This is a genomic window from Mycobacterium asiaticum, from assembly GCF_001668675.1.
Taxonomy (GTDB): Bacteria; Actinomycetota; Actinomycetes; order Mycobacteriales; family Mycobacteriaceae; genus Mycobacterium; species Mycobacterium asiaticum_D.
The window spans coordinates 40522-64346 of the sequence record NZ_LZKQ01000127.1 but is presented as its reverse complement, the minus strand read 5'-3'; the positions used below and the strand labels follow the sequence as shown (position 1 = coordinate 64346).

22 protein-coding genes are annotated in these 23825 nt (G+C 63.4%); 9 read left to right on the top strand and 13 right to left on the bottom strand.

Annotated features, from left to right (window positions below; all coding sequences use genetic code 11):
• Nucleotides 1-218 precede the first annotated feature (218 nt).
• A complete protein-coding gene (locus A9X01_RS11230; RefSeq protein ID WP_065120829.1) occupies nt 219-1052 on the top strand; it encodes an LLM class F420-dependent oxidoreductase in 834 nt (277 codons plus the stop codon).
• Here A9X01_RS11230 and A9X01_RS11225 read toward each other — a convergent pair whose 3' ends face one another.
• The 3 genes from A9X01_RS11225 to A9X01_RS11215 form a co-directional block, all read right to left on the bottom strand.
• Nucleotides 1053-2216, bottom strand: a complete 1164-nt coding sequence (locus tag A9X01_RS11225) for an NDMA-dependent alcohol dehydrogenase (protein WP_065120827.1) — start codon at nt 2214-2216, stop codon at nt 1053-1055.
• Between the two features lie 25 nt (nt 2217-2241).
• Nucleotides 2242-3033, bottom strand: coding sequence for an SDR family oxidoreductase (locus tag A9X01_RS11220; protein ID WP_065120825.1), 792 nt, complete (start codon nt 3031-3033; stop codon nt 2242-2244).
• Nucleotides 3034-3163: 130 nt separating this feature from the next.
• Nucleotides 3164-3796, bottom strand: coding sequence for a TetR/AcrR family transcriptional regulator (locus tag A9X01_RS11215; protein WP_065120823.1), 633 nt, complete (start codon nt 3794-3796; stop codon nt 3164-3166).
• Nucleotides 3797-3836: 40 nt separating this feature from the next.
• On the opposite strand from A9X01_RS11215, the gene A9X01_RS11210 reads away from it, so the two are divergent.
• Nucleotides 3837-4982, top strand: coding sequence for an ABC transporter substrate-binding protein (locus A9X01_RS11210; RefSeq protein WP_065120821.1), 1146 nt, complete (start codon nt 3837-3839; stop codon nt 4980-4982).
• On the opposite strand, the gene A9X01_RS11205 is transcribed toward A9X01_RS11210, so the two are convergent.
• A complete protein-coding gene (locus A9X01_RS11205; protein WP_065120819.1) occupies nt 4953-6032 on the bottom strand; it encodes an NAD(P)H-dependent amine dehydrogenase family protein in 1080 nt (359 codons plus the stop codon). The two genes, A9X01_RS11210 and A9X01_RS11205, sit on opposite strands and share 30 nt — an antisense overlap.
• Nucleotides 6033-6161: 129 nt before the next feature.
• Between A9X01_RS11205 and A9X01_RS11200 the strand changes: the two genes are divergently transcribed.
• Nucleotides 6162-7397 carry a cytochrome P450 gene (locus A9X01_RS11200; protein WP_065120818.1) on the top strand — a complete coding sequence of 412 codons (1236 nt, stop codon included), beginning with the start codon at nt 6162-6164 and terminating at the stop codon, nt 7395-7397.
• A gap of 17 nt (nt 7398-7414) precedes the next feature.
• Here A9X01_RS11200 and A9X01_RS11195 read toward each other — a convergent pair whose 3' ends face one another.
• Complete coding sequence (locus A9X01_RS11195; protein WP_065120816.1) at nt 7415-8503, bottom strand: NAD(P)H-dependent amine dehydrogenase family protein; 1089 nt, start codon at nt 8501-8503, stop codon at nt 7415-7417.
• A 69-nt stretch (nt 8504-8572) separates the two neighbouring features.
• The gene (locus A9X01_RS11190) at nt 8573-9319 is read right to left on the bottom strand and encodes an SDR family oxidoreductase (protein WP_065120815.1); all 747 of its coding nucleotides are present in this window, start codon (nt 9317-9319) and stop codon (nt 8573-8575) included.
• 222 nt (nt 9320-9541) lie between these two features.
• Here A9X01_RS11190 and A9X01_RS11185 point away from each other — a divergent pair, with 222 nt between their 5' ends.
• Nucleotides 9542-10606, top strand: coding sequence for a spirocyclase AveC family protein (locus A9X01_RS11185; RefSeq protein WP_081282324.1), 1065 nt, complete (start codon nt 9542-9544; stop codon nt 10604-10606).
• Nucleotides 10607-10619: 13 nt separating this feature from the next.
• Here the strand turns inward: A9X01_RS11185 and A9X01_RS11180 are convergent, their stop codons facing one another.
• Nucleotides 10620-11432 (bottom strand): mycofactocin-coupled SDR family oxidoreductase, encoded by an 813-nt coding sequence (locus A9X01_RS11180; RefSeq protein WP_065120814.1) that lies wholly within the window; start codon nt 11430-11432, stop codon nt 10620-10622.
• Between the two features lie 99 nt (nt 11433-11531).
• On the opposite strand from A9X01_RS11180, the gene A9X01_RS11175 reads away from it, so the two are divergent.
• Nucleotides 11532-12314 (top strand): SDR family NAD(P)-dependent oxidoreductase, encoded by a 783-nt coding sequence (locus tag A9X01_RS11175; protein ID WP_172832488.1) that lies wholly within the window; start codon nt 11532-11534, stop codon nt 12312-12314.
• Here the strand turns inward: A9X01_RS11175 and A9X01_RS11170 are convergent.
• Both A9X01_RS11170 and A9X01_RS11165 read right to left on the bottom strand, forming a co-directional pair.
• Nucleotides 12311-13390, bottom strand: coding sequence for an NAD(P)H-dependent amine dehydrogenase family protein (locus tag A9X01_RS11170; RefSeq protein WP_065120812.1), 1080 nt, complete (start codon nt 13388-13390; stop codon nt 12311-12313). The two genes, A9X01_RS11175 and A9X01_RS11170, sit on opposite strands and share 4 nt — an antisense overlap.
• A gap of 14 nt (nt 13391-13404) precedes the next feature.
• A complete protein-coding gene (locus A9X01_RS11165; RefSeq protein WP_065120811.1) occupies nt 13405-15018 on the bottom strand; it encodes a class I adenylate-forming enzyme family protein in 1614 nt (537 codons plus the stop codon).
• A 76-nt stretch (nt 15019-15094) separates the two neighbouring features.
• Here A9X01_RS11165 and A9X01_RS11160 point away from each other — a divergent pair, with 76 nt between their 5' ends.
• Genes A9X01_RS11160 through A9X01_RS11145 form a run of 4 tightly spaced genes read left to right on the top strand, consistent with a single transcriptional unit; the run spans nt 15095 to nt 20571 of the window.
• Complete coding sequence (locus A9X01_RS11160) at nt 15095-15664, top strand: nuclear transport factor 2 family protein (RefSeq protein WP_081282323.1); 570 nt, start codon at nt 15095-15097, stop codon at nt 15662-15664.
• Nucleotides 15665-15707: 43 nt separating this feature from the next.
• Nucleotides 15708-16940: a CaiB/BaiF CoA transferase family protein gene (locus A9X01_RS11155; RefSeq protein WP_065120810.1), complete on the top strand. Its 1233-nt coding sequence runs from the start codon at nt 15708-15710 to the stop codon at nt 16938-16940.
• Nucleotides 16937-18169 carry a cytochrome P450 gene (locus tag A9X01_RS11150; RefSeq protein WP_065120809.1) on the top strand — a complete coding sequence of 411 codons (1233 nt, stop codon included), beginning with the start codon at nt 16937-16939 and terminating at the stop codon, nt 18167-18169. Before A9X01_RS11155 ends, A9X01_RS11150 begins: the two co-directional genes overlap by 4 nt.
• Before the next feature lie 5 nt (nt 18170-18174).
• Nucleotides 18175-20571 (top strand): CaiB/BaiF CoA transferase family protein, encoded by a 2397-nt coding sequence (locus A9X01_RS11145; protein WP_065120844.1) that lies wholly within the window; start codon nt 18175-18177, stop codon nt 20569-20571.
• On the opposite strand, the gene A9X01_RS11140 is transcribed toward A9X01_RS11145, so the two are convergent.
• The 4 genes from A9X01_RS11140 to A9X01_RS11125 are packed head-to-tail and all read right to left on the bottom strand — an operon-like array spanning nt 20568 to nt 23825.
• Nucleotides 20568-21035, bottom strand: a complete 468-nt coding sequence (locus A9X01_RS11140) for a MaoC family dehydratase (protein WP_065120808.1) — start codon at nt 21033-21035, stop codon at nt 20568-20570. The genes A9X01_RS11145 and A9X01_RS11140 overlap by 4 nt on opposite strands.
• Nucleotides 21032-22225 carry an amidohydrolase family protein gene (locus tag A9X01_RS11135; protein ID WP_065120807.1) on the bottom strand — a complete coding sequence of 398 codons (1194 nt, stop codon included), beginning with the start codon at nt 22223-22225 and terminating at the stop codon, nt 21032-21034. The genes A9X01_RS11140 and A9X01_RS11135 overlap by 4 nt, the downstream gene beginning before the upstream one ends.
• 56 nt (nt 22226-22281) lie before the next feature.
• Nucleotides 22282-22908, bottom strand: a complete 627-nt coding sequence (locus A9X01_RS11130) for a cysteine hydrolase family protein (RefSeq protein ID WP_065120806.1) — start codon at nt 22906-22908, stop codon at nt 22282-22284.
• Between the two features lie 11 nt (nt 22909-22919).
• Complete coding sequence (locus A9X01_RS11125; protein ID WP_065120805.1) at nt 22920-23825, bottom strand: TIGR03619 family F420-dependent LLM class oxidoreductase; 906 nt, start codon at nt 23823-23825, stop codon at nt 22920-22922.

The following is a 23825-nucleotide window of genomic DNA, read 5'->3' as shown; positions in this document are numbered from 1 at the left end:
TCATCTCGATCCTTTCGTGGCTATCCGACGGCCGGCGGGGTTCCCCACGTTTCGACGACCTCACCGAGGTGACGAAGCATCACGTAGCGGTAGTCCTGCTCGGTCGCCTTCGCCGTGGACTCCGCATACGCAGCCCGCGCACCGTCTTCGTCACCTCGGTGAGGTCGTCGAAACGTGGGGAACCCCGCCGGCCGTCGGATAGCCACGAAAGGATCGAGATGAAGTTCGGGATCGCCACATTCGTCAACGACGACAGCATCGACACGGTATCGCTGGCCCGCGCGATCGAGGAACGGGGTTTTGCCTCGCTTGTCATCGCCGAACACACGCACATCCCGGCGAGTCGGGAAACCCCGTACCCGGCCGGTGGCGAGCTACCGGCCATCTATTACCGGACCCTCGATCCGTTCGTCACGCTGGCCGCGGCGGCAGCGGTCACCTCGTCCATCGAGTTGTTCACCGGGATTGCGCTACTGATTCAACGCGATCCGATCATCACCGCCAAGGAAGCCGCCAGCATCGACCTGATCTCCAACGGACGTTTCGTATTCGGGGTCGGCGCCGGCTGGAACATCGAAGAGTTACGTCACCATGGCACCAACCCCAAGACGCGCGGCAAGCTGCTCGACGAGCGCATCGAGGCCATCAGGGCGCTGTGGACCACCGAACCAGCGGAGTATCACGGCAAGTTCGTCGACTTCGACGCCTCCTACAGCCGCCCCAAGCCGGTACAACAGCCACATCCACCCATCTTCATCGGCGGTGACTCCGATGCCACCGTCAAACGGGTGATCCGCCACGACGCCGGCTGGATATCCAATCCCCTTCCCGGAGAGCGGCTGCGCCACCGTGTCGACCAACTGCGTCAGGCCAGCGGACGCGACGTCCCGTTGGCGATGTTCGGCACACCGGCGAAGCCACACTATTGGGATACGGCCAACGAGTTGGGATTCGGCCAGTTGGCGCTGCGATTGCCCACCGAGCCACGTGACGAATCGCTCCGCATACTCGACGAGTTGGCCGCCCAGGTCCAGGCCTACCAGGGCCGGTGATCAGTCGAAGGCGATGACACCGCGGATGTTGTTGCCCTCGCGGAGATCGACCATTGCCTCGTTGATGTCGTCGAGTTTGTACTTCTGCGTGACGAGTTCGTCAAGCTTGATCAGGCCGGCTTCATACATCGAGAGCAGTTTCGGCATGGCCTCGCGCGGATTCATCTCGCCGTAAAGCGCGCCCTTGAAGGTTTTGCACGAGCTGACCATGTCGCTCAAGACCATGGGCACCATCAGGTCGGTGATCTTGGGCATGCCGGTCAGCACGCAGGTGCCCCCTTTGCGCAGCATCATCATCGCGATCATCACCATGTCCACGGGCACGACACCCGGGGTGAGGACAACCCGGTCGGCCATGACACCCCAGGTGATCTCCTTGACCAGTTCCAGGGCGGCACCGGTGTCGACAGCGGTGTGTGTGGCTCCGAAAGTGGGTGCCATCTGGCGTTTGAACTCGTTGGGATCGACCGCGACGATGTGTTTGGCGCCAGCGATTTTCGCGCCCTGGACGGCGTTCATGCCGATGCCTCCGACGCCGATCACCACGACGGTGTCACCCGCCTCGGTGCCGGCCGCAACCGAACCCGAGCCGAACCCCGTCGTCACACCGCAGGACACCAGGGAAGCGGCCTCCAGGGGAATCCAATCGTGCACCCGGACGAGCGAACGTTCGGAGGCCACCACGTATTCGGAGAAGGTGCCGACCTGCATCATCGCCATCAGGTCTTCACCGTCAAGGTGACGCCGCCGGGTGTGGTCGGTGGTCATCGCCTTGTCGTAGATGTCGGCGCCGACGTCGCACAGATAGGTGTGGCCCGTCGTACACCACCGGCAGTTGCCGCAGGCGGGAAAAAACGAGACAGCAACGTGGTCACCGGGTTTCAAGGTCTTCACCTCGGGTCCGACCGCCTCGACGACGCCGGAACCTTCGTGACCGCCGAGCATCGGGAACCACTCCGGCACCGGAAGTCCGGCAGTCCGCATCATCTCCTCCATGTCCGGCGTCGGCACACTGTCGCCGCTGTGGAAGTGCTCGTCGGAGTGACAGATCCCCGCGTAGGCCATTTTCACCAGGACCTCGCCGGCGTGCGGGGGATCGAGCTCGACCTCGGTTACCTCCCAGTCGACACCGACTCCCCGCAACACTGCCGCCCTGGACTTCATTGCCGGCTCCCTTGCAAGATCTGACTCACCATTTCCGCAGTTCCTTCACCGCGCTGGAGGCACGTGGGGCGAACGTGAGGTAAGGGATGAAACCACTATTCCCGCAACGGATCACGTTGTGGACCAGGTCGGTCAGATGTTCGGCGTCAATCAACCCGCCCAGCATGTATTTGTTCTCCATCCAGAACCTGATGGCCTTTTCCAGGACATCCGGATCCCAGTTCTTGTTGAACTCGGTCTGCGAGTCACCGGTTCCGCCGAGACTGTCGCCCACGGCGAGCCGGGTGAAGCCGATCTCCGGATGCTCGATACGCCACGCCTCGACGAGCTTGTCCAGCGCACTCTTGGTAACCGCGTAGGAACCCAGCATTGGCCACGGCGTCGTATAGGAGGCGCTCAACGACGACAGATAGACGGCCGAGCCGCTCGCCGCCGCCAAGTGTGGTGCGGCAGCGGCGGTGATCAGCGAAGCGCCAATAACGTTGGTGGCGAACAACGTTGCCCATTGCTCGGCCGTGACCTCCGCCAGGGGTGCCAGCACACCCATCCCGGTCGTGTACACCAGGGCGTCCAAGCCGCCCAACGCCCCGGCGACTTCGGCGATGGCCTGTTGGCAGGTGTCGGCGACGGTGACGTCACAGGCCACGGCGACCGCGCCATTACCGGCCTCCTTCGCGGCATCAACCAATCGTTCGTAACGACGGGCCAGCAGCGCGACCTGTGCGCCCCGCTTGGCGAGTCCGGTGCCGATGCAGCGGCCCAGGCCGGCTGAGGCGCCGACGACCGCGACCCGTAGCGGCCGTTGCTGGTCAGGCATTGGTTCTCGTGGACATGGGCCTCCTAGTGCGGAAGTCGAGGCGGAGCTGTTTCCGGAGGATCTGTAGGTGATTTATGGAAATTAGCATTTCCGCATGGGTGATGGGAATGTTGCGATTTCAGCATCGAGATCACCGACGCAGTACTTTTGGCGGCTCGACCGCGAAACTCAACAGCAGGCGGTCGAGGATCTTGGCAGCTCTGCGGCGTGCCTGGGTGGGGTTGGCGGCGTGCGCCACCAATTTCGAAGCCTCCTCGACAGCGGCGACGATCATGTGCGTGAGTTCTCCGACCGGTTGGTCGTCGATGATCCCGTCGGCTATGGCCTCACGGACCTTCTCGTTGATGAGCGCGATGCTGTTGTTCTCTTGAATGGCACGCAGCTCGCGCCAACCGAGCACGGCCGGACCATCGACCAGCATCACGCGCTGGACTTCCGGTTCCAATGCCGCATCGAGGAAACCGTGCAGTCCGCGGGAGAGTCGCTGCCACGGGTCCGTGCCCTGGGGCGGAGCTGCGATGGAGCGCAACGTGAGGTCGTTCTCGACCTCTTCGAACACGGCGCGGAACAACTCCGCTTTGTCTTTGAAGTGATGGTAGAAGGCGCCGCGGGTGCCCACTCCCGACTTGTCGACGAGATCGCCGATGCTGGTGTTGAAGTAACCGCGCTGCACGAACAATTCGCGGCCCGCGTCTATCAGGTCGCGGCGGGTTCGGTCGCCGCGGGCGCGGAGATCTTCGTTGGATCCGCCGCGCTGCGCCATGACGACGATACTAGCAACATTCGTACTGTAGGTTGCCGGTATGGCTGACGACGGAGTTCGCGCATACGGCTCGGTTGCGCCCCTCAAGGTGGGATTGCTGAACGACTACCCGACCAGTGGCGACACCGACAACAACACCGTTGCCGCAGTGCAGTTGGTTATGGAGGAGGCATTTGCCTCGGGGCTGATCGATCGGCCGGTCGAGTTGATCCAACGCAATGTTGTCGGACTGCCGAACGGCACTTACCAGGCGGTGGAACGCGCCTTCGATGAACTGGTTGACGAGGGGTGCCTGGCCGTCTTCGGGCCGTGGGTCTCCGACAACGTAGTGCCGCTGCGTCCGCATGTCGATGCGACGGCCAAGGTCCCGATCATCACGTTGTCGGGATCCGAAGGTGCGCTGGGGGAGTGGTGCTTCGCGCTGAACAACGGCTCCATGGCCGAAGAGCCGGTAATGCTTGCCGCGGTGATGATCGGCGACGGTCGATTCCGGATCGCGATCGCGTACGAAGCGTCGTTGATCGGTAAGGAATATCTCTCGTTCACCGAAAAGGCCTACTCGACAGCGGGTTTGAATGTCGTCACTACGGTCGCCATCCCGCAGGTGGAAGCCGACAAGGCCGCAGCGGTGGCAGCGTTACGCGCCGCCGACCCCGATGCCCTGGTGCATGTGGGGTTTGGCCATGGATTGTGGGGCTTCACCGACGCGCTGCGGGAAGCCGGCTGGGATCCGCCCCGTTACACCACAACCGCTTTCGAGATGGCCCACATCAATGCCGAATGGATGCATCACCTCTCGGGCTGGATCGGCCTGGACAGCTACGACGAACGCAACCCGGTCGGGCAGGCGTTCCTGGATCGATTCGAGGCGCGATACGGACGCCGGCCGGGCCACTCGATGCCGGGCCTGTCCCACGACGCCGCAACCGTCATCGCTCGCGGGCTGGCACTGGCGCGCCCGCTGACCGGCGAAGGGGTCAAGCTCGGCATCGAACAGGTCAAGCTCATTCCGTCCGCGAGCGGAGCACCGGGCACCTTTCTGAGGTTCGGCCGTTACATTCGGCAAGGCTGGCTGGGCTCGGATTACCTGATCGCTCGTCGGGTACTGCCGGACGGCTCGGCCCACGTGTTCCATGCCGCGCCGAGCGAGAACATTTCACGCGCCGTCGGCGTGGCTGCCCGCTAATTGGATGGCGCCGAACACCGGCGCTGTCACGATGCCGGGCGGTTCACTCAGCACGTAGGGGATGGCGCGGACCGCCCCCATCGCGATCATCAAATGACCGGGCATGGCGTGCTGGCCGTTGGGCAACTGTCCATCCCAGCCGACATCCAGTTGCAGTTCGAAGCTCGGCACTCCCTTGATCACCGCGCGAATCAGCGGTGCTTTCTCCCCGGGCCGCAGTGGGGTCAGACCCCACTGGGGAAGGTTGCGGGTCAGCACCCATTCCTCGTGGATAGCCAGCAGCGGCCGGCCTGACCAGTGGCCCACCCAGGAGAACCGCTGTCCCACAACAGTTCCCGCCGCTATCCGGCCGGCGGTGACCTCGATGTCGTGCGGCAGTGTGGTGGCATCCACCGCTATGTCGATATGCGAGAGGGTGATGCCCAGGATGTCGGCGGTGGCGTTGAGCGCCTGACGGTAGGCCATGTCGAGCTTCTTGATGATCGGTGAATCGATGCTGACGTCTCCGGGTGGGCGTCCCATGCCCATCAGGTCGACAAGCATCGGGCGGCTGGGGACGGCCGAGACGTCGGTGGCCTCGTAGAGATCGATCCGGTCGATCGTCTTGCTCAACCCAGTCACGGTCGCGACGAGTCGCTCGAACATGAACCCGGGATTCTCCCCCGCGGCGTGGAATCGCGACCCGCCTTGCCGGCACGCCTGCACGAACGCCGCCTCGGTATCGGCGCCGTAGGTGGGCAGGTGGTTGTAGGACGTGGTGGTGATGACGTTGGTGCCGGCCGCGAGCAATCGGCAGATATCCTCGGCGTTGGTCTCCACGGCGTGGGCCTTGCTTGCCGCGTGCACGACGACGTCCGCGCCCAGTGCGACGATCTCGTCTTTGTCGGTCGTGGCGCGCACCCCGGTGGTGGGCGGCAAACCGCACAATGCCCCGGCGTCCATGCCCGCCTTGGCGGGGTCGTATACCAGCACGCCGACCAGCTGGAAATCCGGATTCTCAATGAGCTCCTGAAGCGCGGCGCGGCCAACCGCGCCGGTCGCCCATTGCACGACTCGAATGGCCAATCGAACGCTCCAGGTTGCGGTTTCGGGTGTCGGCTCGCTCTGGTCGGTCCAACATACATGATGTAGGTTTGCAACCGACGTCCTGTAGGTTGACCCCTCGGTAGGAGGCGTGACGTGGTGGAACCGGCGGTCACCGACGTCGATCAGCGCATCCGCGAAGCGCAGCAGAAGTTCAACGCCGGCATGGGGGCCGACGGAGACGCCACGCCCTACCCGTTGTTGCGTGAATTGCGCGCCAAGGGCGCCGTTCACCCGGGGTGGCCGGAAATGGGTGTACCCGAGGACCTCGGAAACGGGAAGAGGACTTACACCGCGTACTCCTTCGACGCCGTCAAAGCGGTATTCACCGACAACATCACCTTCAGCACCCGGTGCTACGAAGACGTGGTCCGGCCGTTACAGGGGCCGACGATCCTGGAAATGCAGGAGCCTGAGCACGCCATCTACCGCAGGTTGCACGAGTTCGCCTTCGCACGCTCGTCAATGAAACGATGGGACGCCGAACTCGTTGGTCCACTGGTGGACCGCACGATCGCGAAGTTCCGCGACAACAAGCGCGCCGATCTGGTGGACGCCGTGTTCATGCCGATTCCGGTGCGGGTGATCGCGGCCCTGCTCGGGTTACCCCAGGCCGATATCGGTGAATTCCACCGGTTGGCGATCGACCTGCTGGGTTTCCGCGGCGATATGGCGACCGCGATGAAGGCCTCCGCCGAGATGAAGGAGTACTTCATCGGAGTGCTTGCAGACCGGCGCAAGTCGCCGAAGGACGACATGGTGACGATCCTGTCGCAGGCCGAGATTGACGGCGTCAAGATGTCGGACGAGCAAATCTACGGGTTCATGCGCAACCTGCTGCCCGCGGGCGCGGAAACCACGTCGCGGTCAACCGCCAGCCTGGCCATGGCCCTGCTGACCCACCCGGATCAACTCGACGCCGTTCGCGGTGACCGAAGCCTGCTTCCGCAGGCCATCGAAGAAGGCATCAGGTGGGAGACCCCGCTGCTGAACTTCATGCGTGAAGTGACCAGCGACCTCGAGTTCTTCGGAGTGAGTATCCCTAAGGGCGCAACGATGATGCTGAGTCTTGGCAGCGCTAACCACGATGAAACCCGTTGGGAAGACGCCGAGTCCTTCAACATCTTCCGGGACCGCAAGCCGCACATCGGGTTTGGTCACGGCGCGCACGTGTGCCTCGGCATGCATTTGGCCAGGCTGGAAAGCACCAAGATCTTCAACGCATTATTCGACGAACTGCCCGGCCTGCGGCTCGATCCCGATGCGCCGCTCCCGTACGTCACCGGCACCATGTTCCGTTCGCCACCGCGCCTCGACGTCGTCTGGGACTGAGCAGCTGCGAAAAACGTTCACATACCGTGCGGGTCGCCAAAACCGGTGTGGCTGCTGATCAATGGTAGATCCGCCATCGTCGCGAATCCCGGTGGCGCAGCGCAAACGGCAGCAATGGCGTTGACGACCTGCATTGCCACGGCAATCAGCCCGGCGCGGACGTGCTCCTCGATAGATGCCGGTCGCGAGTAACTGGCCAAACAAAAGTAGTGCACGCGCATCGACGGATCGCCTTCGAGCGTGAGGGTCCAACCGTCCTGTGGCTTCGGCCAATGTTCGGGATACTCACCCCCCACCGTCCAGAGCGTCTCGAACTCGATCACTGGCTCGCCGTTGCGGTGTCCGACGAATTGCCAGCGCTGCCCTGCTGTGGTGCCGGCTTGAACCACATGATCGAAGATCTGAAAATCTTTGCTGGCCGGAACCGCATCGACGGTGACCGTGACGTCGTCAATCGCTGCGTGCAGGTTATCGGCGATGAACCAGGTCTGCTGGGTAAAAAGCGCGGTGTTGAACGTCAGAAAGTCGTTGGCCGTCGCGGTGATGTCTTCGACGGGTCGGCCGAACCACATTCCTTCGAAGGTAATGTCCGTGCTCTCCCACAACGACCAATCCGCGCGTTCCTGAAGTGTGAACCGGTCGATGGTGCGGCTCATGCCGGAGAGCGCGAGCGGCAACACACCCGACAAGTTACCGGGATTCAGTCCGCTGGCGTGAATGGTGCTGTTGCCCTTCTGGCAGGCGGCAAGGAGTCGCTCACGGTCGGCATTGGGAAGACGTTGCGGGTGAAAAAGGAACGAGACGGTGGCAACGTTCTTTCCGCTCGCCAGCAGCGCGCAGACGTCGTCGAGATTGCTGAACGACGGTGCATACAGCACCAGGTCGGCGTCCAGGGCAAGTATGTGCGCAACATCTGTCGTCGCGGTCACTCCGATCGGCTCGCGGCCTACCAAGGTTCCGATGTCAACACCGTGCTTATCGTCCGAATAGACGCGGGCGCCGACCAATTCGATGTCGGGACGATGGTCGAGGATCGTGGTGACCATCTCGGTTCCCACCGCGCCAGTCGCCCACTGGATCACCCGAAGTCGGGGCTCATCAGCCATTGGGATAACGTTAGTTCTCGCCAACTGAAATCGCTATTCTCCGTGAAATCCGGTGTTTCTTTCCTCGGTTCAGTGTCGGGGCGCAAGGTGGACGATGTCGCTCACGACCGTGGGGTTGGCACGCGAGATGGCGATCAACGAGAGCATTGTGTTGGCTACATCGTCGAGCGCAGACATTCGGGAAGGAATTTGGCCTTCCTGTAGCCAGGCCCGATACAGGTCTGCTAGGAGATCACGATCAGCGCCGCGCAGGATCTCGGTGTCTTCTGTGGGACCCACGCTGACGCGAATAACGGCAAGATCTGGGTGCTCGGCTCGCCACGAGCGCAGGATCTCATCAAGTGCGGCCTTGCTCGCGTGGTAAGCCGCCACACCGGCGCGCGGGCGTCCCACATCATGGCTTGACGCGACGAGCGCGACCGCGTTCTCGGCCAGGTGCGGCAGCACGGCGCGCAGCACGTGCGATGCGCCGACGGCGTTGACGGCGTAGGTGTGCATCCAGGTTGCTACGTCGGTGTCTTCGATCAAGGAGAACGGAACGGCGGCACTGGTGAACACGACCGCATCGAGTTCACCGAAAGCCGTGGCCACCTCCCGAACGACGGATTCGATTGCGCGCGGGTCGGATACATCGAGCTCATGTGCGGACCCGTCGAGTTGCTCGGCCAGTGCCGACAGCAGGTCCACTCGCCGAGCGGCGAGGGCGACTCTGGCGCCCCTCGCATGCGCTGCCTCGGCTAATGCCCGCCCAATGCCGGAGGATGCCCCGACGATGAGCATCTTTGTGTCTGCAATGTTCGAATGCCGGTCGGCCATTACCTGGTTTTCCTATCTGCCGCAGTCGTCGATTGCACGGTATCGCGCCGAAGGTTCAGCCGCGGCATTGCGACCCACATTCCGTGATGTGAGAACATCTATTCTCGGAGTGCAGGGAGGCGATGTGTTCCATTTCAACGACCAGATTCTGGTCACCGGTGCTGTCGCGCTCTTTGGATGCACCCCGGCGGGCCGTTGGGCAACGCGGGCCGGTAATCAAACATGACGGAGACCGTCAAGCCCGGCACGGATTCCGAACTCGCGACAGCCGCCAGCCCGGGTAGATCTCCGTGGCCGGCCAGAGTGGGCTGGGGGATTTTCGCCGTCGCGTATCTGCTGTTCGCGTTCATTACCGTCGCGGCAATCGAATCCGGCAATCGTGGCGATGTCCGCACCGCCAATCCGAGCCCAGGCCCAGCGCCGTACCCGCCGTTCCTGGGCTATGACAACTGGCCGCTGGTTATCGCGTTCAGCTCCATCCCAATGGCGATCGGTTTGGTCGCGGCGTTGGTATGGCTTTCGGTACGCCGGCGCAAAGTTCATTGGGCGGTCGTGATCGCTTTCGCCGGCCTGATCACCGGTGCGCTTGATCCGCTCGCCAACTGGGCGACATTCGCGATTTTCGATCCACGCATGTTGCATTTTCCGTTTTCCTGGCCATATGTGAACATCTCGCCGAATCTCGAGCCGGCGTTGGCATTCCTCGGTGGTTACGCGGCCTACTATCTGCTCAACGGCTTGGGCATATTGCAACTGCACGACCGCTTGGTCGCCCCGGTCTTTCGCTATTCGAGTTGGCTTGCCAGGCATCGGCTCGTAGCAGTTTTCATGGGCGCCTTTCTTGTCGCCATACCGATCAACGGACTGGTCCAGTTCACCTGGATGAGGTTCGGTATCTTCTTCTACACCGAAGCCGTCGGTCCCGTGTTGCGGGTCGGGCACATACATTTCCCGCTCATCATGGCGGTGTACGACTCGGTGATCTTCGCGATGGTCGCGGTGATGTGCGTCCGTGATGAAGAGGGCGATCTGGTGCTCATCAACCGGATTGCCCACCGGCTTCCGGCTCGCCGGGGGCGGAGCAAGGTGACGCTGACCCGCCAATTGCTGATCTCGGTTTCGCTGGGCCTGGTGTCCTTTGCTGCGCCGTTGGCTGTCCTGGCAGGGTTGCGCACTGCGGGCCTGTCGCGGCCGGCCTACGACCAGAATCCCTATCCCGATGTCAAGGTGTACGACCCGTACGGTCATCTCGAGCAGGCTGGTAAGCCGGGGCCGTTCTACCGGTGAGTGAGAGGTAGCACTAAGCCTGCGCGACCCCCACATCCACCGAAATCGCGGTCGCTGTGACGTATTTGGATTGGTCGGACGCCAACCATGCGACCGCGTCTGCGACATCTTCCGGCATGGTGACCACGTTGGGTAGAAGTTGTTTACCGAAACCGAATTGGAGGTGCGGATACGACTCCGCAGCCTGCTGCATAGCGTCGATCATCCGGCCCGTCCCCATCGGTGTCGCAACAGAACCCGGGTGAAGGCTGTTGACGCGGATGTTGTAGCGGCCCAGCTCGGCAGCGAACGAGCGGGTGAGCCCGGTGATCGCGTGCTTGCTCGCGGTGTACGCCACCATGAAGGGCTCCCATTTCACGCCCGCCGCCGAGCCGATGAGAATGATCGATCCGCCGCGTTCACCCGCGATGATGTGCTTGGCGCCGGCCATGATGGTGTTCCACGTGCCGACCAGATTGATGTCGACGGTGTCCTGAAAAGCGCGGTGGGACACCTGGTCCCAGGGCGCGGGGCAACAAATGCCAGCGTTGGCGACGATCACGTCTAGCCGTCCGAGTTCGGCGACCCCTTGTTCGACAGCCGCGCAGAGACCGTCGTGGTCGCGGGTATCGACGATCGCCGTGACGGCACGCCGACCGTTCGCGGTGACCAAACCCGCAGTCTCTGCCAGATCTTCGGGAGTGGCCGAATCATAAGGAACACTCGGCGGCAGCGGACCTGCGATATCGACGAGGATGATGTCGGCACCCTCGGCGCTCAATCTCACGGCGTGAGCCCGGCCCTGGCCGCGGGCGGCCCCGGTTATGAGTGCAACTTTGCCGGTCATACTTGACACAGGCGTACGCTACACCATCCAACCAAGGGCGAGAATGAGCCCTTTCGTTATATGAGAATATGCGTTTTACCAGTGGTAGCGTCTTTGTGTGTGGGCGTTCTTGACGGGCAAACCGCGTTCATCCTCGGAGCGTCCGCCGGCATTGCTCAGGCGAGCGCACGGCTACTGGCGGCGGACGGGGCGTCGCTCTACCTGCTCGGCCGATCAATGCGGCGACTGGAGGCGACGCGAGACAGCATCTTGGCTGTGGCTCCGGATGCCGAAATCGTGGTTCAGAAGGGCGATCCGGAGGACGAAGGGACCGTCGCAGCTGCTGCACAGGCGGCTTATGACGTCCATCAACGGCTCAATATCGTGGTGGGGACTGTCGCCGCCGGAGGCACCGGTCCACTAATTGAACAGGACCTTGCCACATTCACCGATTTCGTCATGGGAAATCTGCGATCGAACTTTCTGGCTCTGCGCTACTCTGCGCCGCTGATGAACAACGGAGGCGCCATCGTATTCATCTCGTCGACATCCGCGAAGATTCCGATGGAGGGCTTGGGTCATTACTCAGCGGGCAAGGCGGCACTCGAGATGTTCATCCGGGTGGCAGCGTCTGAACTCGGCTCGCGCGGCATCCGCGTCAACGCGGTCCGCCCGGGACTCACCGCAGCAGCGACCACTCAGGGCTACATCCACTTGGAGGAATTGACAAGTAGCTTCTTGGAACGGGTGCCGCTGGGCCGGCTGGGCGTATCGGACGACATCGCTCCCGGAGTGCGGTATTTGGCCGGCCCCGAATCAAGCTGGGTCACCGGGCAGAGCTTCGCGATCGACGGGGGCAACGAGGTCCGGGGCGCTCCGCGTGGTCCGATGTTTACCGTTTAGTCGAACGCAATCGCGTTGCGGGGGGCGGTGATCGGCAAGTCGAGCGATGTGGCGATGCCTGGCGCCGCATCCACCACATAAGGAATGGCATTCACGACCCGCATCGCCGTCGCCTCCATCGCATTGTCATTGGCCGACGCAGGCGTGTCATCGGTACCGAGGCGCAGGTCGCACGCAATGTGCGGAGTTCCCTCAATGACGATGCGGTAGGTCCCATTCGGTGCCGACGCCCACTCCGGCGCAAGATCTGGAGCCATGCGGTTGATGTGTTCGATGGTGATCACTGGGTGGCCGTTGACGACTCCGGTGGTCTCGGCCCGCACTGCTCCGCAGGTACCCGCCGGAATCAGTCCGCAGGCAACGTGCAGGTCGCGCGGTGTCATCACACGTTCATAGCTTTCGGTGACCTTCTCGAGCTCAACACCCAGTGCCCGTGCAACGAGCCCGATAGGCGGTCCCCATGCGAACTGCTGCGCGCCTTCCAATTCAAGCAGCGGTGTGAAATCGAGGGGACGGCCGAATCCCATCGCTTCGAACATCAGGTACTCGTTCGGATAGGCCGAGTAGTCGAAGATCTCCTGAGCGCGTACCGAGCGAATGGTGTTGGACAACGTCGACAGCAGCACGGCGAATTGGTCACCTGCGAAGCCCGGCTCGATGCCTGAGGTGTAAATGGTGACGTCGCCGGCCAGTGCCGCAGCACGGACCTGGTCGGCGAGAGGAGGGATCCATCTGTCGGGGAACATCATTCCCGGTGTATTGGTCGTGACTACGTTGATGCCGGCTGCCAGTAATCGGACATAATCACCAACCGCGGCCGCGTCCATCTCGGGACTGGCCGCGGCGTACACCACACAGTCGGGCTTGAGCGCGATGATGTCGTTCAGATCGGCGGTGGTCGTCACGCCAATGGGGCCGAGCCCGACAATCTCCCCGACATCCCGGCCCGTCTTCTCGGCGCTGTGCACCCACACGCCGATGAGTTTCAGGTGCCGGCGCCGGACTATTGCACGCACCGCGAGGCTGCCCACACCGCCGGTGGAAACCACCGCCACTCGCAGCACTTTGTCCTCCATCGTGTTCGCTCCTCCTAGCGTTGTGCCAACAGTCGACTCAGTAGTTGTGCCAGTTCTGACTTCTTGACCTTCCCGCTCGCCGTGAATGGAAGATCCTGCTTCGCCGTGACCCAGATGAACTTCGGCACCTTGTAGGCGGACAGCCGAGCGCGCAATTGCGATCGCAGCGCTTCCCCGTCAAGCGAAGCCCCGCCCCGTGGCACCACCGCCGCGGCGACGACCGTTGCATGGGCAGCGTCCTCGGTACCGACGACGTATGCCTCCAGCACGCCATCGCAATCAGCCAGTGCGAGTTCGACTTCGCCGGGTGTGACGTTGGTGCCGCCCCCGGTTTTGATCAGCTCACCTAGCCGGCCGGTGAATGTTATCCAGCCGTCGTCGTGGCGTACGCCGCAATCGCCTGTGCGGTAGTAACCGTCAGGAGTGAAAACTTCTTCGCGTTCCCGCTTGTGCAGACGCTGCATCAACGAGAAACCTCGAACCCAGATCTCACCCGGCGTGCCGCTAGGCACCCGCTGTCCGGTAATGGGATCAACGAGGATATGGCTGAGTCCCTCAACGGAGAACCCGCCGGTTTGCGCCCGTTCGGGTGGTTGCGGTGGGTACGGATCCACACCAATGTGATTGCCGCACAACTCGCTCATGCCCAGCGCGTTGGGGCCCTGCGGGCGCCGCTCGGGCGGAACCATTGCGGGCATGCTGGTGCGGCGTACCGATGTCAGGTCGCGCCGGGCGAATTCGGGGTGTTCGGCGAGTGTCTTGCCTTGCTGCGGCCAACCCAGCGTGATGGTCGCGCGATAGCCCTCGATGAGTTGCAGGGCCTCGGTTGCGTCGAATGCCGGTTGGGTAACGAGGGTCGCGCCGTGGTGAATGACCGCATGCAGGCCTGTGATCAAGCCGCCCACCCAAAAAAACGGCATGGCGGTGAACATCACGTCCTCGCGGGTGACGTCGTATGTAAAAGTGAGGTTGTAGGTATGGCGTACCAACGCTCCGTGGGTGTGCACCGGAGCTTTCGGATCCCCGGTACTGCCCGAGGTGTAGATGATTGCCACCTCGTCAGCCGGTGTCACACATGATTCGACCTCGAGAAGGAATCTCGCTTCGCTATCCGACGGTGTGCCGCCTGTCGCCAGTGTCGTCGTCCATGCCCGGTCGGACGGTCCCCACACGGCGACGGTGCGCAGGTAAGGAGCTTGGGACACCGCGATACGGCCCGGGCGGTGCTGACCGGCCAATCCCGGCAGTGCCTCTTCGAGCCTGGACAGGAAGTCGTGGTTGCGGAACTTCGACCACGCAAGGACGGCTCGCAGGTCGGCATGCCGGACCGTCCAGGCCAACTCGGGCGCTTGGTGAAAGGTGTTGAGCGGCACGGCGACCGCGCCGATGCGGGTGACAGCAAACCAGACCAGCGCCCAGTCGACGCTGTTGGGCATCAGGATTCCGATGTGGTCACCCTTACCGATGCCTTCGTTCAGCAGCGCGGTCGCCAGTCTGGCGGACCGCCGGTCGAGATCGGTATAGGTCAATTCCTGCCCGCCCGCGATGAGGAAAGGTAAGTCCCCGAAGCGTGCCGCGCTGGACCTCACCAACTCGGGAATGGTGGGCACCATCTGCGGGAAGGGCATACGCGCAGGATAGTAGCCTTGTCCCAATACGAGAACTCCGGTTCTCGCTCTGCGACGCCGGGCTACACTGATCCCGGTGTCGACCCAATCAGGCAATCCCGCGGCCGTCGACCGAGTCGACCGGGTCGAGTCAAGCCTGGCTATCAGTCAGCTGCCCAGCCGATACGCGATGGCTTTGGACGCACGTGATCTGGATGCCTTGGTGGCGTTATTTGTCGATGACGTCGAGGCGGGCGCGCAAGGACGAGGCAGGGATGCGCTCAAACGCTGGTACGACGGCATCCTGAGGCGTTTCTATCGCAGCATCCACCTCGTCTGCGGTCACCAATTCGCTTTCGACAGTGCCGATCGCGCCACCGGATCAGTCTACTGCCGAGCCGAACACGAGGACGGCGACGGATGGTATGTCATCACGATGCGCTACGACGATGTCTACGAACGGCGCGACGAGCAGTGGTGTTTCGTCAGGCGGCGAGAGCATCCCTGGTATTCGGTCGACGTCACCGAGCGCCCTGGGCCAGAGTTCATCCGGTGGCCGGCCGATGTTCAGCTGCGCGCGGCTATGCCCGACCGGATGCCGACTTGGCGTGCGTTCTGGGCCGCCGGAGACCCCGCCCAGCCTCAGCGGCTATCACGGCGGCCCTGAGTGGTAACCCGATACGATCAACGTAGAATTGCCATTCTCATTAGTGGAGGTCGACATTTCCGGCGACAAAGTACTCAGCGGGGTCCGGGTCTTGGAAGTTGCCGCTTGGACCTTCGTGCCCTCGGCCGGTGCGGTGCTGGCGGAGTGGGGCGCCGAGGTCATCAAGGTGGAGCCACGCACCGGCGGTGATCCACAACGTGGTCTGGTGACCATGGGCATCGTGGATGCGGGCACGCGTGCGGTGAACTACATGATCGAAATCCCCAACCGGGGCAAGAAATCCATTGGCGTCGACCTGGGTACGCCGGGCGGTCAGGAGGTCATCCGGCGCCTCGCCGCAACCTGCGACGTGTTTCTGACCAGCTATCTGCCCAGCCGCCGCAAGAAGCTGGGCATCGATGTCGACGACATCCGGGCTGCCAACCCCGACATCGTCTACGTGCGCGGTTCGGGGCACGGTCCGAAGGGGCCCGATGCCGACACGCCCGGCTATGACGGCGTCTCGTACTGGGCGCGTGGTGGTATCGCGACCGTCCTGACCGAGGACGCCGAGGATCTGGTGCGCTCGCGTCCCGCCTTCGGTGATCTGCTGGGAGGGATGACGATCGCCGGCGGGATCGCCGCCGCGTTGTACAGGAAGGCGACCACTGGTCGAGGATCGATCGTTGACGTCTCTCTTCTCGGCCTGGCTGCCTGGAACCTCAGCCCCGATGTCGCGGTGAGCCAGCTGCACGGGGGCAGCTCGATCCCGAAGTTCGGCCACGCCGATGCGCCGAACCCGCTCGTTGGCACCTATCGCACCAGTGACGGCCGCTGCGTGCAGTTGATGATGCTGCAACTCGACAAGTTCTATCCAGAGGCAATGCGTGCCATCGGCCTGCCCGAGTTGATCGACGACCCCAGATTCGCCGATCCCGCTTCGCGATTCGCGAACCGCGGTGAGCTCATTTCGCTGATGGACGAGGCCTTTGCGCGTCATACTCTTGCCGAGTGGCGTACGCGACTGGCTGACCTGTCCGGCGCCTGGGGTGTCGTCCAGACGCCGGGGGAGCTGTGCCGGGACCCCGCGGTGACCGCCAACGGTTACATTGCGCACACAACCACAATGAGCGGCGCGCCCTTTTCCCTGCCATGCAACCCGGTCCAGTTCGACGAACAGTCCGTCGTCGCTCCCGGCGCGCCCGAACACGGCCAGCACACCGAGGAGGTGTTGATGGAGGCCGGCTTGGATTGGGACACCATCGTGAACTACAAAGAGTCCGGAGCAATCCTGTGAGCGCGCCGAGGCCGACGACCGTTTCCGATGAACGCCTGGTGTTCGATCCTTTTTCTGATGACTTCTTCAACGGAGCGTTCGAAACCTATCGGCGCCTCCGGGATGAAGCACCCGTGTACTACAACGACAAATGGGATTTCTGGGCCCTGACGCGGTACGACGACGTGGCGCCGGCCACCAAGGATCACCAAACCTATTCCTCTGCCAAGGGCGCCACGCTCGACATGGTCAAGGCCCATGACAACGCGATCCCGGTACCGAAGGTGATCATCTCGATGGACCCGCCGGAGCATCAGAAGATGCGCAGGCTGGTGAGCAACGTTTTCACGCCCCGTGCCATCGCTGCGCTGGAAGACATGGTGCGGGAGAAGGTTTACGAACGCATCGAGGCGATCGATCCCCGTTCCTTCGACGTGGTGGCCGAGTTCTCGGCGCTGTTCCCGAACGAGGTCATCACCACGATGCTCGGCGTGCCCAAACAGGACCGCGAGCAGATACGCCTCTGGCTGGATCTCCTGCTCGAACGACGCCCCGGTGAAATCGCCATTCCAGCAACGGGTTACGAGGCATCGGTGCAGACCGGTATCTACTATTACAACCTCGTTCAGCAACGTCGCGCCGCACCGCAGGACGATATGATCAGTCGGCTCATCGAGACCGAGATCGAACGCGATGGTCACATTGAGAAGCTCACGGATGTGGATATCACCGGCTTTGCCACCATGCTCGGCGGAGCTGGGGCCGAAACGGTGACCAAGCTGGTGGGCAACGCCATGGTCGCGTTCGCCGACTTTCCCGACCAGTGGCAGAAGTTGCGAGCGGACCGCAGCAGGATTCCCGCGGCAATCGAGGAGTTGCTGCGCTACGAGGCGCCCTCTCAGTACCAAATCCGAACCGCCACGCGCGATGTAACGTTGCACGACACCACGATCCCGGAAGGTGCCGCCGTGCTACTGGTCACCGGTTCAGCAACGCGTGACGAGCGGATGTTTCCCGATCCCGACCGGCTGGACATCGACCGTGACCGAAGAATGGGGTTCAATCTGGCGTTCGGTTACGGAGTGCACAGCTGTCTGGGTGCCGCGCTGGCGCGAATGGAAAGCCGCATCGCACTGGAGGCGTTGCTGGATCTGGTCCCTGACTACGAAGTCGACCGCAGCGGTTTGCGACGCGTCGCGATGTCGAACGTGTGTGGTTGGGCGAACGTGCCGATTCGCAGGCGGGGCTGACTCGGATGAATCAGCCGCTCACGGGCTTGCGCGTGGTAGAGATAGCCACCGAGATCGCCGGTCCGTACTGCACGAAACTGCTCGTCGACCTCGGTGCCGATGTGTGCAAAATCGAACCGGCGCCAGGCGACCCGCTGCGACAGTGGGGACCGTTCCCATCCGGCACGCCGGATCCCGAACGCAGCGGGCTCTTCGAGTACCTCAATGCCGGCAAGCGCGGGTGCACCGTGGATGCCGCATTGCAGAGCGAGGCCGCCGCGGTTCGGGAGATCATCGCGGGGGCGGACATGCTGGTCGAGAACCTGCCGCCGAATGCACCCGCGCGGGCAAGCTTCGGCCTGGACCGGAACTCGTTGCTGCGCAGCAACCCGGGCTTGGTTGTGGTCCGAATCTCGAACTTCGGGCAGGACGGCCCGCTACGGGACCGGGAGATGACTTCGCTGACCCTGCAGGCCGCGTCCGGCTGGGTCAACGTCCGTGAGCCGGACCGGCCGCCCGTGCAGGCAGGTGCCCGGATCCCGGAATACATCGCCGGAGCATATGCGGCACTCGGCGGATTGACGGCGTTGCGGACCGCCGCCGCGACCCAGCGCCGCATGGTCGAGGTCGATGTCTCGATGTTCGAGTCACTGCTGTCGACGCTGCCATATCCCATGCTGATGGCCGCCCGGTTGAAAAGCCTTGGCCTGCCGACCAATTCCAAGGCGGCACCGATGCTGGGCATCGTGCGTGCCGCTGATGGCTGGATCGGGATCAACTGCCTCACCGGACAGCATTGGCTCGACGTGTGCGCAATGGTCGGCTTGCCGGAGTTCGGTGAGCTGCAGCTCGCGATCATGCTCGGGGGCCCCGAGCGCGACGAATTCTTCGCCAAAGCCCAACCGTTTTTCGATGCGATGACGGTCGCGGATCTGGTGGAGCTCAGCCAGGCAATGCGGATCCCCGCGGCGCCGGTCTCCGCGGGAGACACCATCATGGCGTGTCCGCAGTACGCGGAGCGGGGATTTTTCGTCGAGGCGGGTGGTGAAACGTGGCGATTCGCCCGTCCGGGACCGGCGTTCCGCCTATCCAAAACGCCTGTCGCGCCGCCGCTTCCAGCGCCCGCCCGGACGCTGGGCAAGCCGCAGGATTGGCCGCAGCGCGATGTCCGGCCGGAACCTGCCGACGATGCCCGCGATTCCCTGCCGTTCGCGGGTCTGAAAGTCTTCGACCTGAGCACGTTCTGGGCGGGCGCGTACTTGACGTGCTACCTGGGTGCCTTCGGGGCGGATGTGGTCAAGGTCGAGTCCATCCAGCGCCCGGACGGACACCGCTTTTCGGGCGCGCTGTTGCGCCAAGGGGATGACTGGTACGAGCGGGGGCCGCTCTGGCAGGGCACCAACCTGAACAAGCGTGATATCACTCTGGATCTTGCCTCGGCCACCGGCCGCGAATTGGCACTGCGCCTTGCGGCCGAAGCTGATGTGGTGGTGGAGAACTTCTCGCCGCGAGTGGTCGAGCAGTTCGGCCTGGATTACGAATCCCTCACTCAGGTGAATCCGGACGTGATCATGGTGCGCATGCCCGGTTTCGGATTGGCCGGGCCGTGGCGCGATTACGTGGGCTGGGCGCTGAACATCGAACAGGTGTCCGGCATGTCGGCCGCCACCGGCTATCCGGACGGCCCGCCGTGCAATCTGCAGGGCCCCGCGGATCCCATCGCGGGTGTGCACGCGGCGGTCGCGCTGCTCGCCGCGCTCGAGCACCGGAAGCGTACCGGCGAAGGCCAGCTCATCGAGGTCGCGCAGGTGGAAACCGGCGCGGCGGTGACGGCTGAGCCGGTTATCGAGTACTCGCTGACCGGGAAGGTCCGCCCGCGCGAGGGGAATCGGCACCGCAGCTACGCCCAGGGTGTCTATCCGACCAGCATCGAGGACGAGTGGGTCGCCGTGTCGGTACGCGACGACGCCGACTGGCACGCGGTCCTGGATGCCATGGGACAGGATGCGCTGCAGAACGACCCGCGCTTCGCCACGCCAACGGCGCGGCTGAGTAACCACGACGCGTTTGACGAGACGGTCGCCCAGTGGACCCGAACGCAACGCCCTGACGAGTTGGAAGCGGCGCTCGTGCGGCGAGGCGTGCCGGCGGCACGACTGCTCACGTCTGGCCGCATGTACGACGTCGATCAGCTCGAAGCGCGCGGTTATTACCAGGACCTGGAGCATCCGATAACCGGGCAACATCGCTTCCCGGGCTGGCCTTTTCGAATCTCGCCGGGTACCGGTGGACATCACCGCTCGGCGGCGCCAACCCTCGGCCAGCACAACGCGCAGGTCTTGGCGGCGCTGGGCCTTTCCGCTGAACAGATTGAGGCGTTGCGCCGGCAACAGGTGATCGGTGAGCGCGTACTGAACGCCTAACTCACCATCGCGGCGATGGTGTCGACGACACAGGCCGGGCGGTCGGAGCCTTCCACCTCGACGGTGACCCGCACGGTGGCGCGGCCGCCCTTGTCATTGCGCTCCACCTTGAGCAGCTCCGCGCCTGCCCTGATGCGCGAGTCGACCGGCACGGGAGCCGGAAACCGTAGCTTGTCGGATCCGTAGTTCACCTGCATCGACAGTCCCGACACACGATAGATCTGTTGCACCAGAACCGGAACCAACGACAGGGTCAGGTAGCCGTGCGCGATCGTCTTGCCGTAGGGCCCGGTTGCCGCCTTCTCCGGATCGACATGGATCCATTGGCGGTCACCGGTCGCTTCGGCGAACAGATCGATCTCCTGTTGGGTGACTCGACGCCAGTCGCTGTAGCCCAGGTGTTCGCCGACGTGCGCTTCGAAGGCGTCGATCCCGTCGTAAACCTTCGCAACGCCCAAGCTCATACCGAGACCTTCAGCCCCAGCTGCTCAATCGCGTTGCCCCCCATGATCTTCGCCTTGACCGACTCGGACAGGCCGTCGAGCCTGTCCACGAAGCTCAGCGGGTCACCGATGCCCTCCGGATGCGGGAAGTCGGAACCGAACATCACGTGGTCCTCGCCCATGATGTCGATGATTCCCTTGAGGTCGTCTTCCAGGAATGGGTGGATGTAGATGTTGCGCTTGAACACCTCGACGGGATGCTCGTCGAACTCTTTGGGCATGATTCGGTAGGCGGTGTTGAGCTGATCGAGCAGATTGCGCACCCAGCCGCTGCCGTTCTCGACGCACAGGATCTTCAAGTCCGGGAACCGCGTGAGCGCGCCATGGCAGATCATCGCGGCCAGGGTGTCCTCGATCGCCCGATGCCCCATCACCACCTCACGCAGCGCGCTGGGCTTGAAGGACAGGTACTCGTCGCCGCCCTCCCACTCCATCAGGTGCTTTTGGTAGCCGCTGTCGGAGGCATGCATGGTCACGGGCAGACCTGCGTTGACGACCTCCTCCCAGAACGGATCGAACTCGGGCAGGCCCATCGAACGTGAACCGCCGAAGCGACTCGGTACCGGTGCGGGGCGGACCAGGAAAGTCTTCATGCCGCGTTCCAGACCCCAATGGAATTCCCGGATCGCCTCGTCCACCAGCGGCAGGCAGATGACCGGGGTGGCGAAGATCCGGTCGTGGTAATTGAACGTCCAGTGCTCGTGCATCCACTCGTTGAGGGCATGGATGATGGCGTGGGTCAGGATGACATCGTCGGTGGTGCGCTCCTCGATAAGACTGGCGAGCGTGGGATACATGACGCACTGGTCGATGCCCAACTCGTCCATCAGTTCGAGCCGGGGTGCCGGAAACTGGTAGGCAGGAATGACATCCATTGCCTCACCGATGAATTCGCGGAAGGTGAGGCCTTCCGGATTGTTGCCCAGGAAGTAATCCTCGGCGCTGCCGGGCCTGGCGACCCGCGCGAACGTCGGGTTGGGGATCATGTGGCTGATGTGATCCTTGACGACGAGCTTGGGACGCCCGTTGAGCTCGACATAGCCGACCTTGCCGCGGTGCTCCCTCGGCAGATATTTGGTGAGCGCGTCCGTGGTCTCGTACATGTGGTTGTCGATGTCGAAAACCGGGTACGGCAGGGAACGGGCAGGCATGGCACTTCCTCCGGGCAGCGAATATAGCTATTTACGCTTAGTGGAAACCAACGTTATCATTTGCGGTTCCAAGCGTCGATCACGGCATCCGTGGTGGTGACGGTAGCCAGCAGTGCCAGACTGTTGTCGATGATCGACTCCGCGTATTCCCGCGGATACCCGCTGACCGCGTCCCGTGGCAGCACGAATTGATACCCGCGATTGACCGCATCCATCACCAGGTTCGGGATCGCGATGTTGACGGAAACCCCAACGCCAACAATGGTCTTGATATTCAAATTACGCAGTACCGAGTCGAGGTCGGTGCCGCACATGGGTCCGACACCGTGCGTGCGGGTGAGGACCAGGTCGCTGGGCTCGGGACCCAGCTCCGGCAGCAGTGACGCGCCCGGGCTGCCCGGGGTGAGGTCCACCGTGAACGATTTGCCGGCCGCGAACAGCCGGGCATTGGTGTTGGACCCTCGGCCGTCGGCGCGCCGCTGAACGAGGCAGTGCACAACCGTCACCTGTACCGACCTCGCGGCGGCAAGTAGCTTGGCGATATTCGGAATGGCCTCGCGTTGCGCTTCTTCCGCGAGTAGCGGCAGACCGGCTTGGGGGCCGACAACACCGCCCTGACATTCCTGTGTCACGAGCGCGGTGGTGGCAGGATCGAGAAGTTCTTGCAGGCTCGGTTGGGGCATGAGAATTGACGTTATCGTGTCGCGATGAACTCTTTGGCGAAGCCCTGCGCCCGTTCAATGACCTCGGCGCGGTCCGCTCCCGGCGGCGCGATGGTCAGCCAGGTGACCCCGGCCCGGGCCAGTCTGTCAATGGTGTCATGGCGTTCGTCGCTCGACTTGCTGTCGTCGAGCAGATTTCCTGCCGAGAAGCAGATGTCCAGCGGGGCGGTGCGGCCGATCTCGGCCGCATACTCCCGGGCCCAGCCGATCGCAGCGTCCAGCTCTTCGATGGTTGAGATCTCCGCGGTCCGGGAGGCCGTGGCGTAGCCGAACGTGTTGAATGGAGCCCACCCTTGCGCGCGTGAAACGGCACGCCGGATGGCCGGCTTGCTGTTTCCGCCCACCCATACCGGCGGAAGCGTTTGTGGTAGCGGGCGCAACCGGACACCGCGGGCGGCGAATGACGTGCCCTGGTAAGCGATGTCCTCGCCGGTGAGGACCTTGCCCAGCACATCCAGCGCCTCGTCGAGCAGAGCGCCACGATTGTCGAAATCGACACCCAATGCCCGGAATTCAGGCTTCAGGTAGCCCGCGGCGGTGCCCAGGATGAGGCGCCCACCGGACAGCACGGCAAGGCTTTGAATCGACTTCGCGCCCAGGAAGGGGTTGCGGTACGCCGCGATGTAGACGTTCGTCAGCAGCTTGACGTCGGTGGTGGCGGCGGCGGCGAAAGCCAGCGCGACGAACGGGTCCAGGGCGTGATGCCCACCGTGATCCAGCCACTTCGCGTCCGGCGCCGGATGGTCGGTGACATGGACCGCGGCGAATCCGCTTGCCTCGGCCGCCTTGGCGATGTCGGTGATGGCCTCCGCGCAAACGAACTCATCCACTGCCTCGACGCGCTGGGTGGGCAATTCGAGGGAGTACGAGATGGTCAC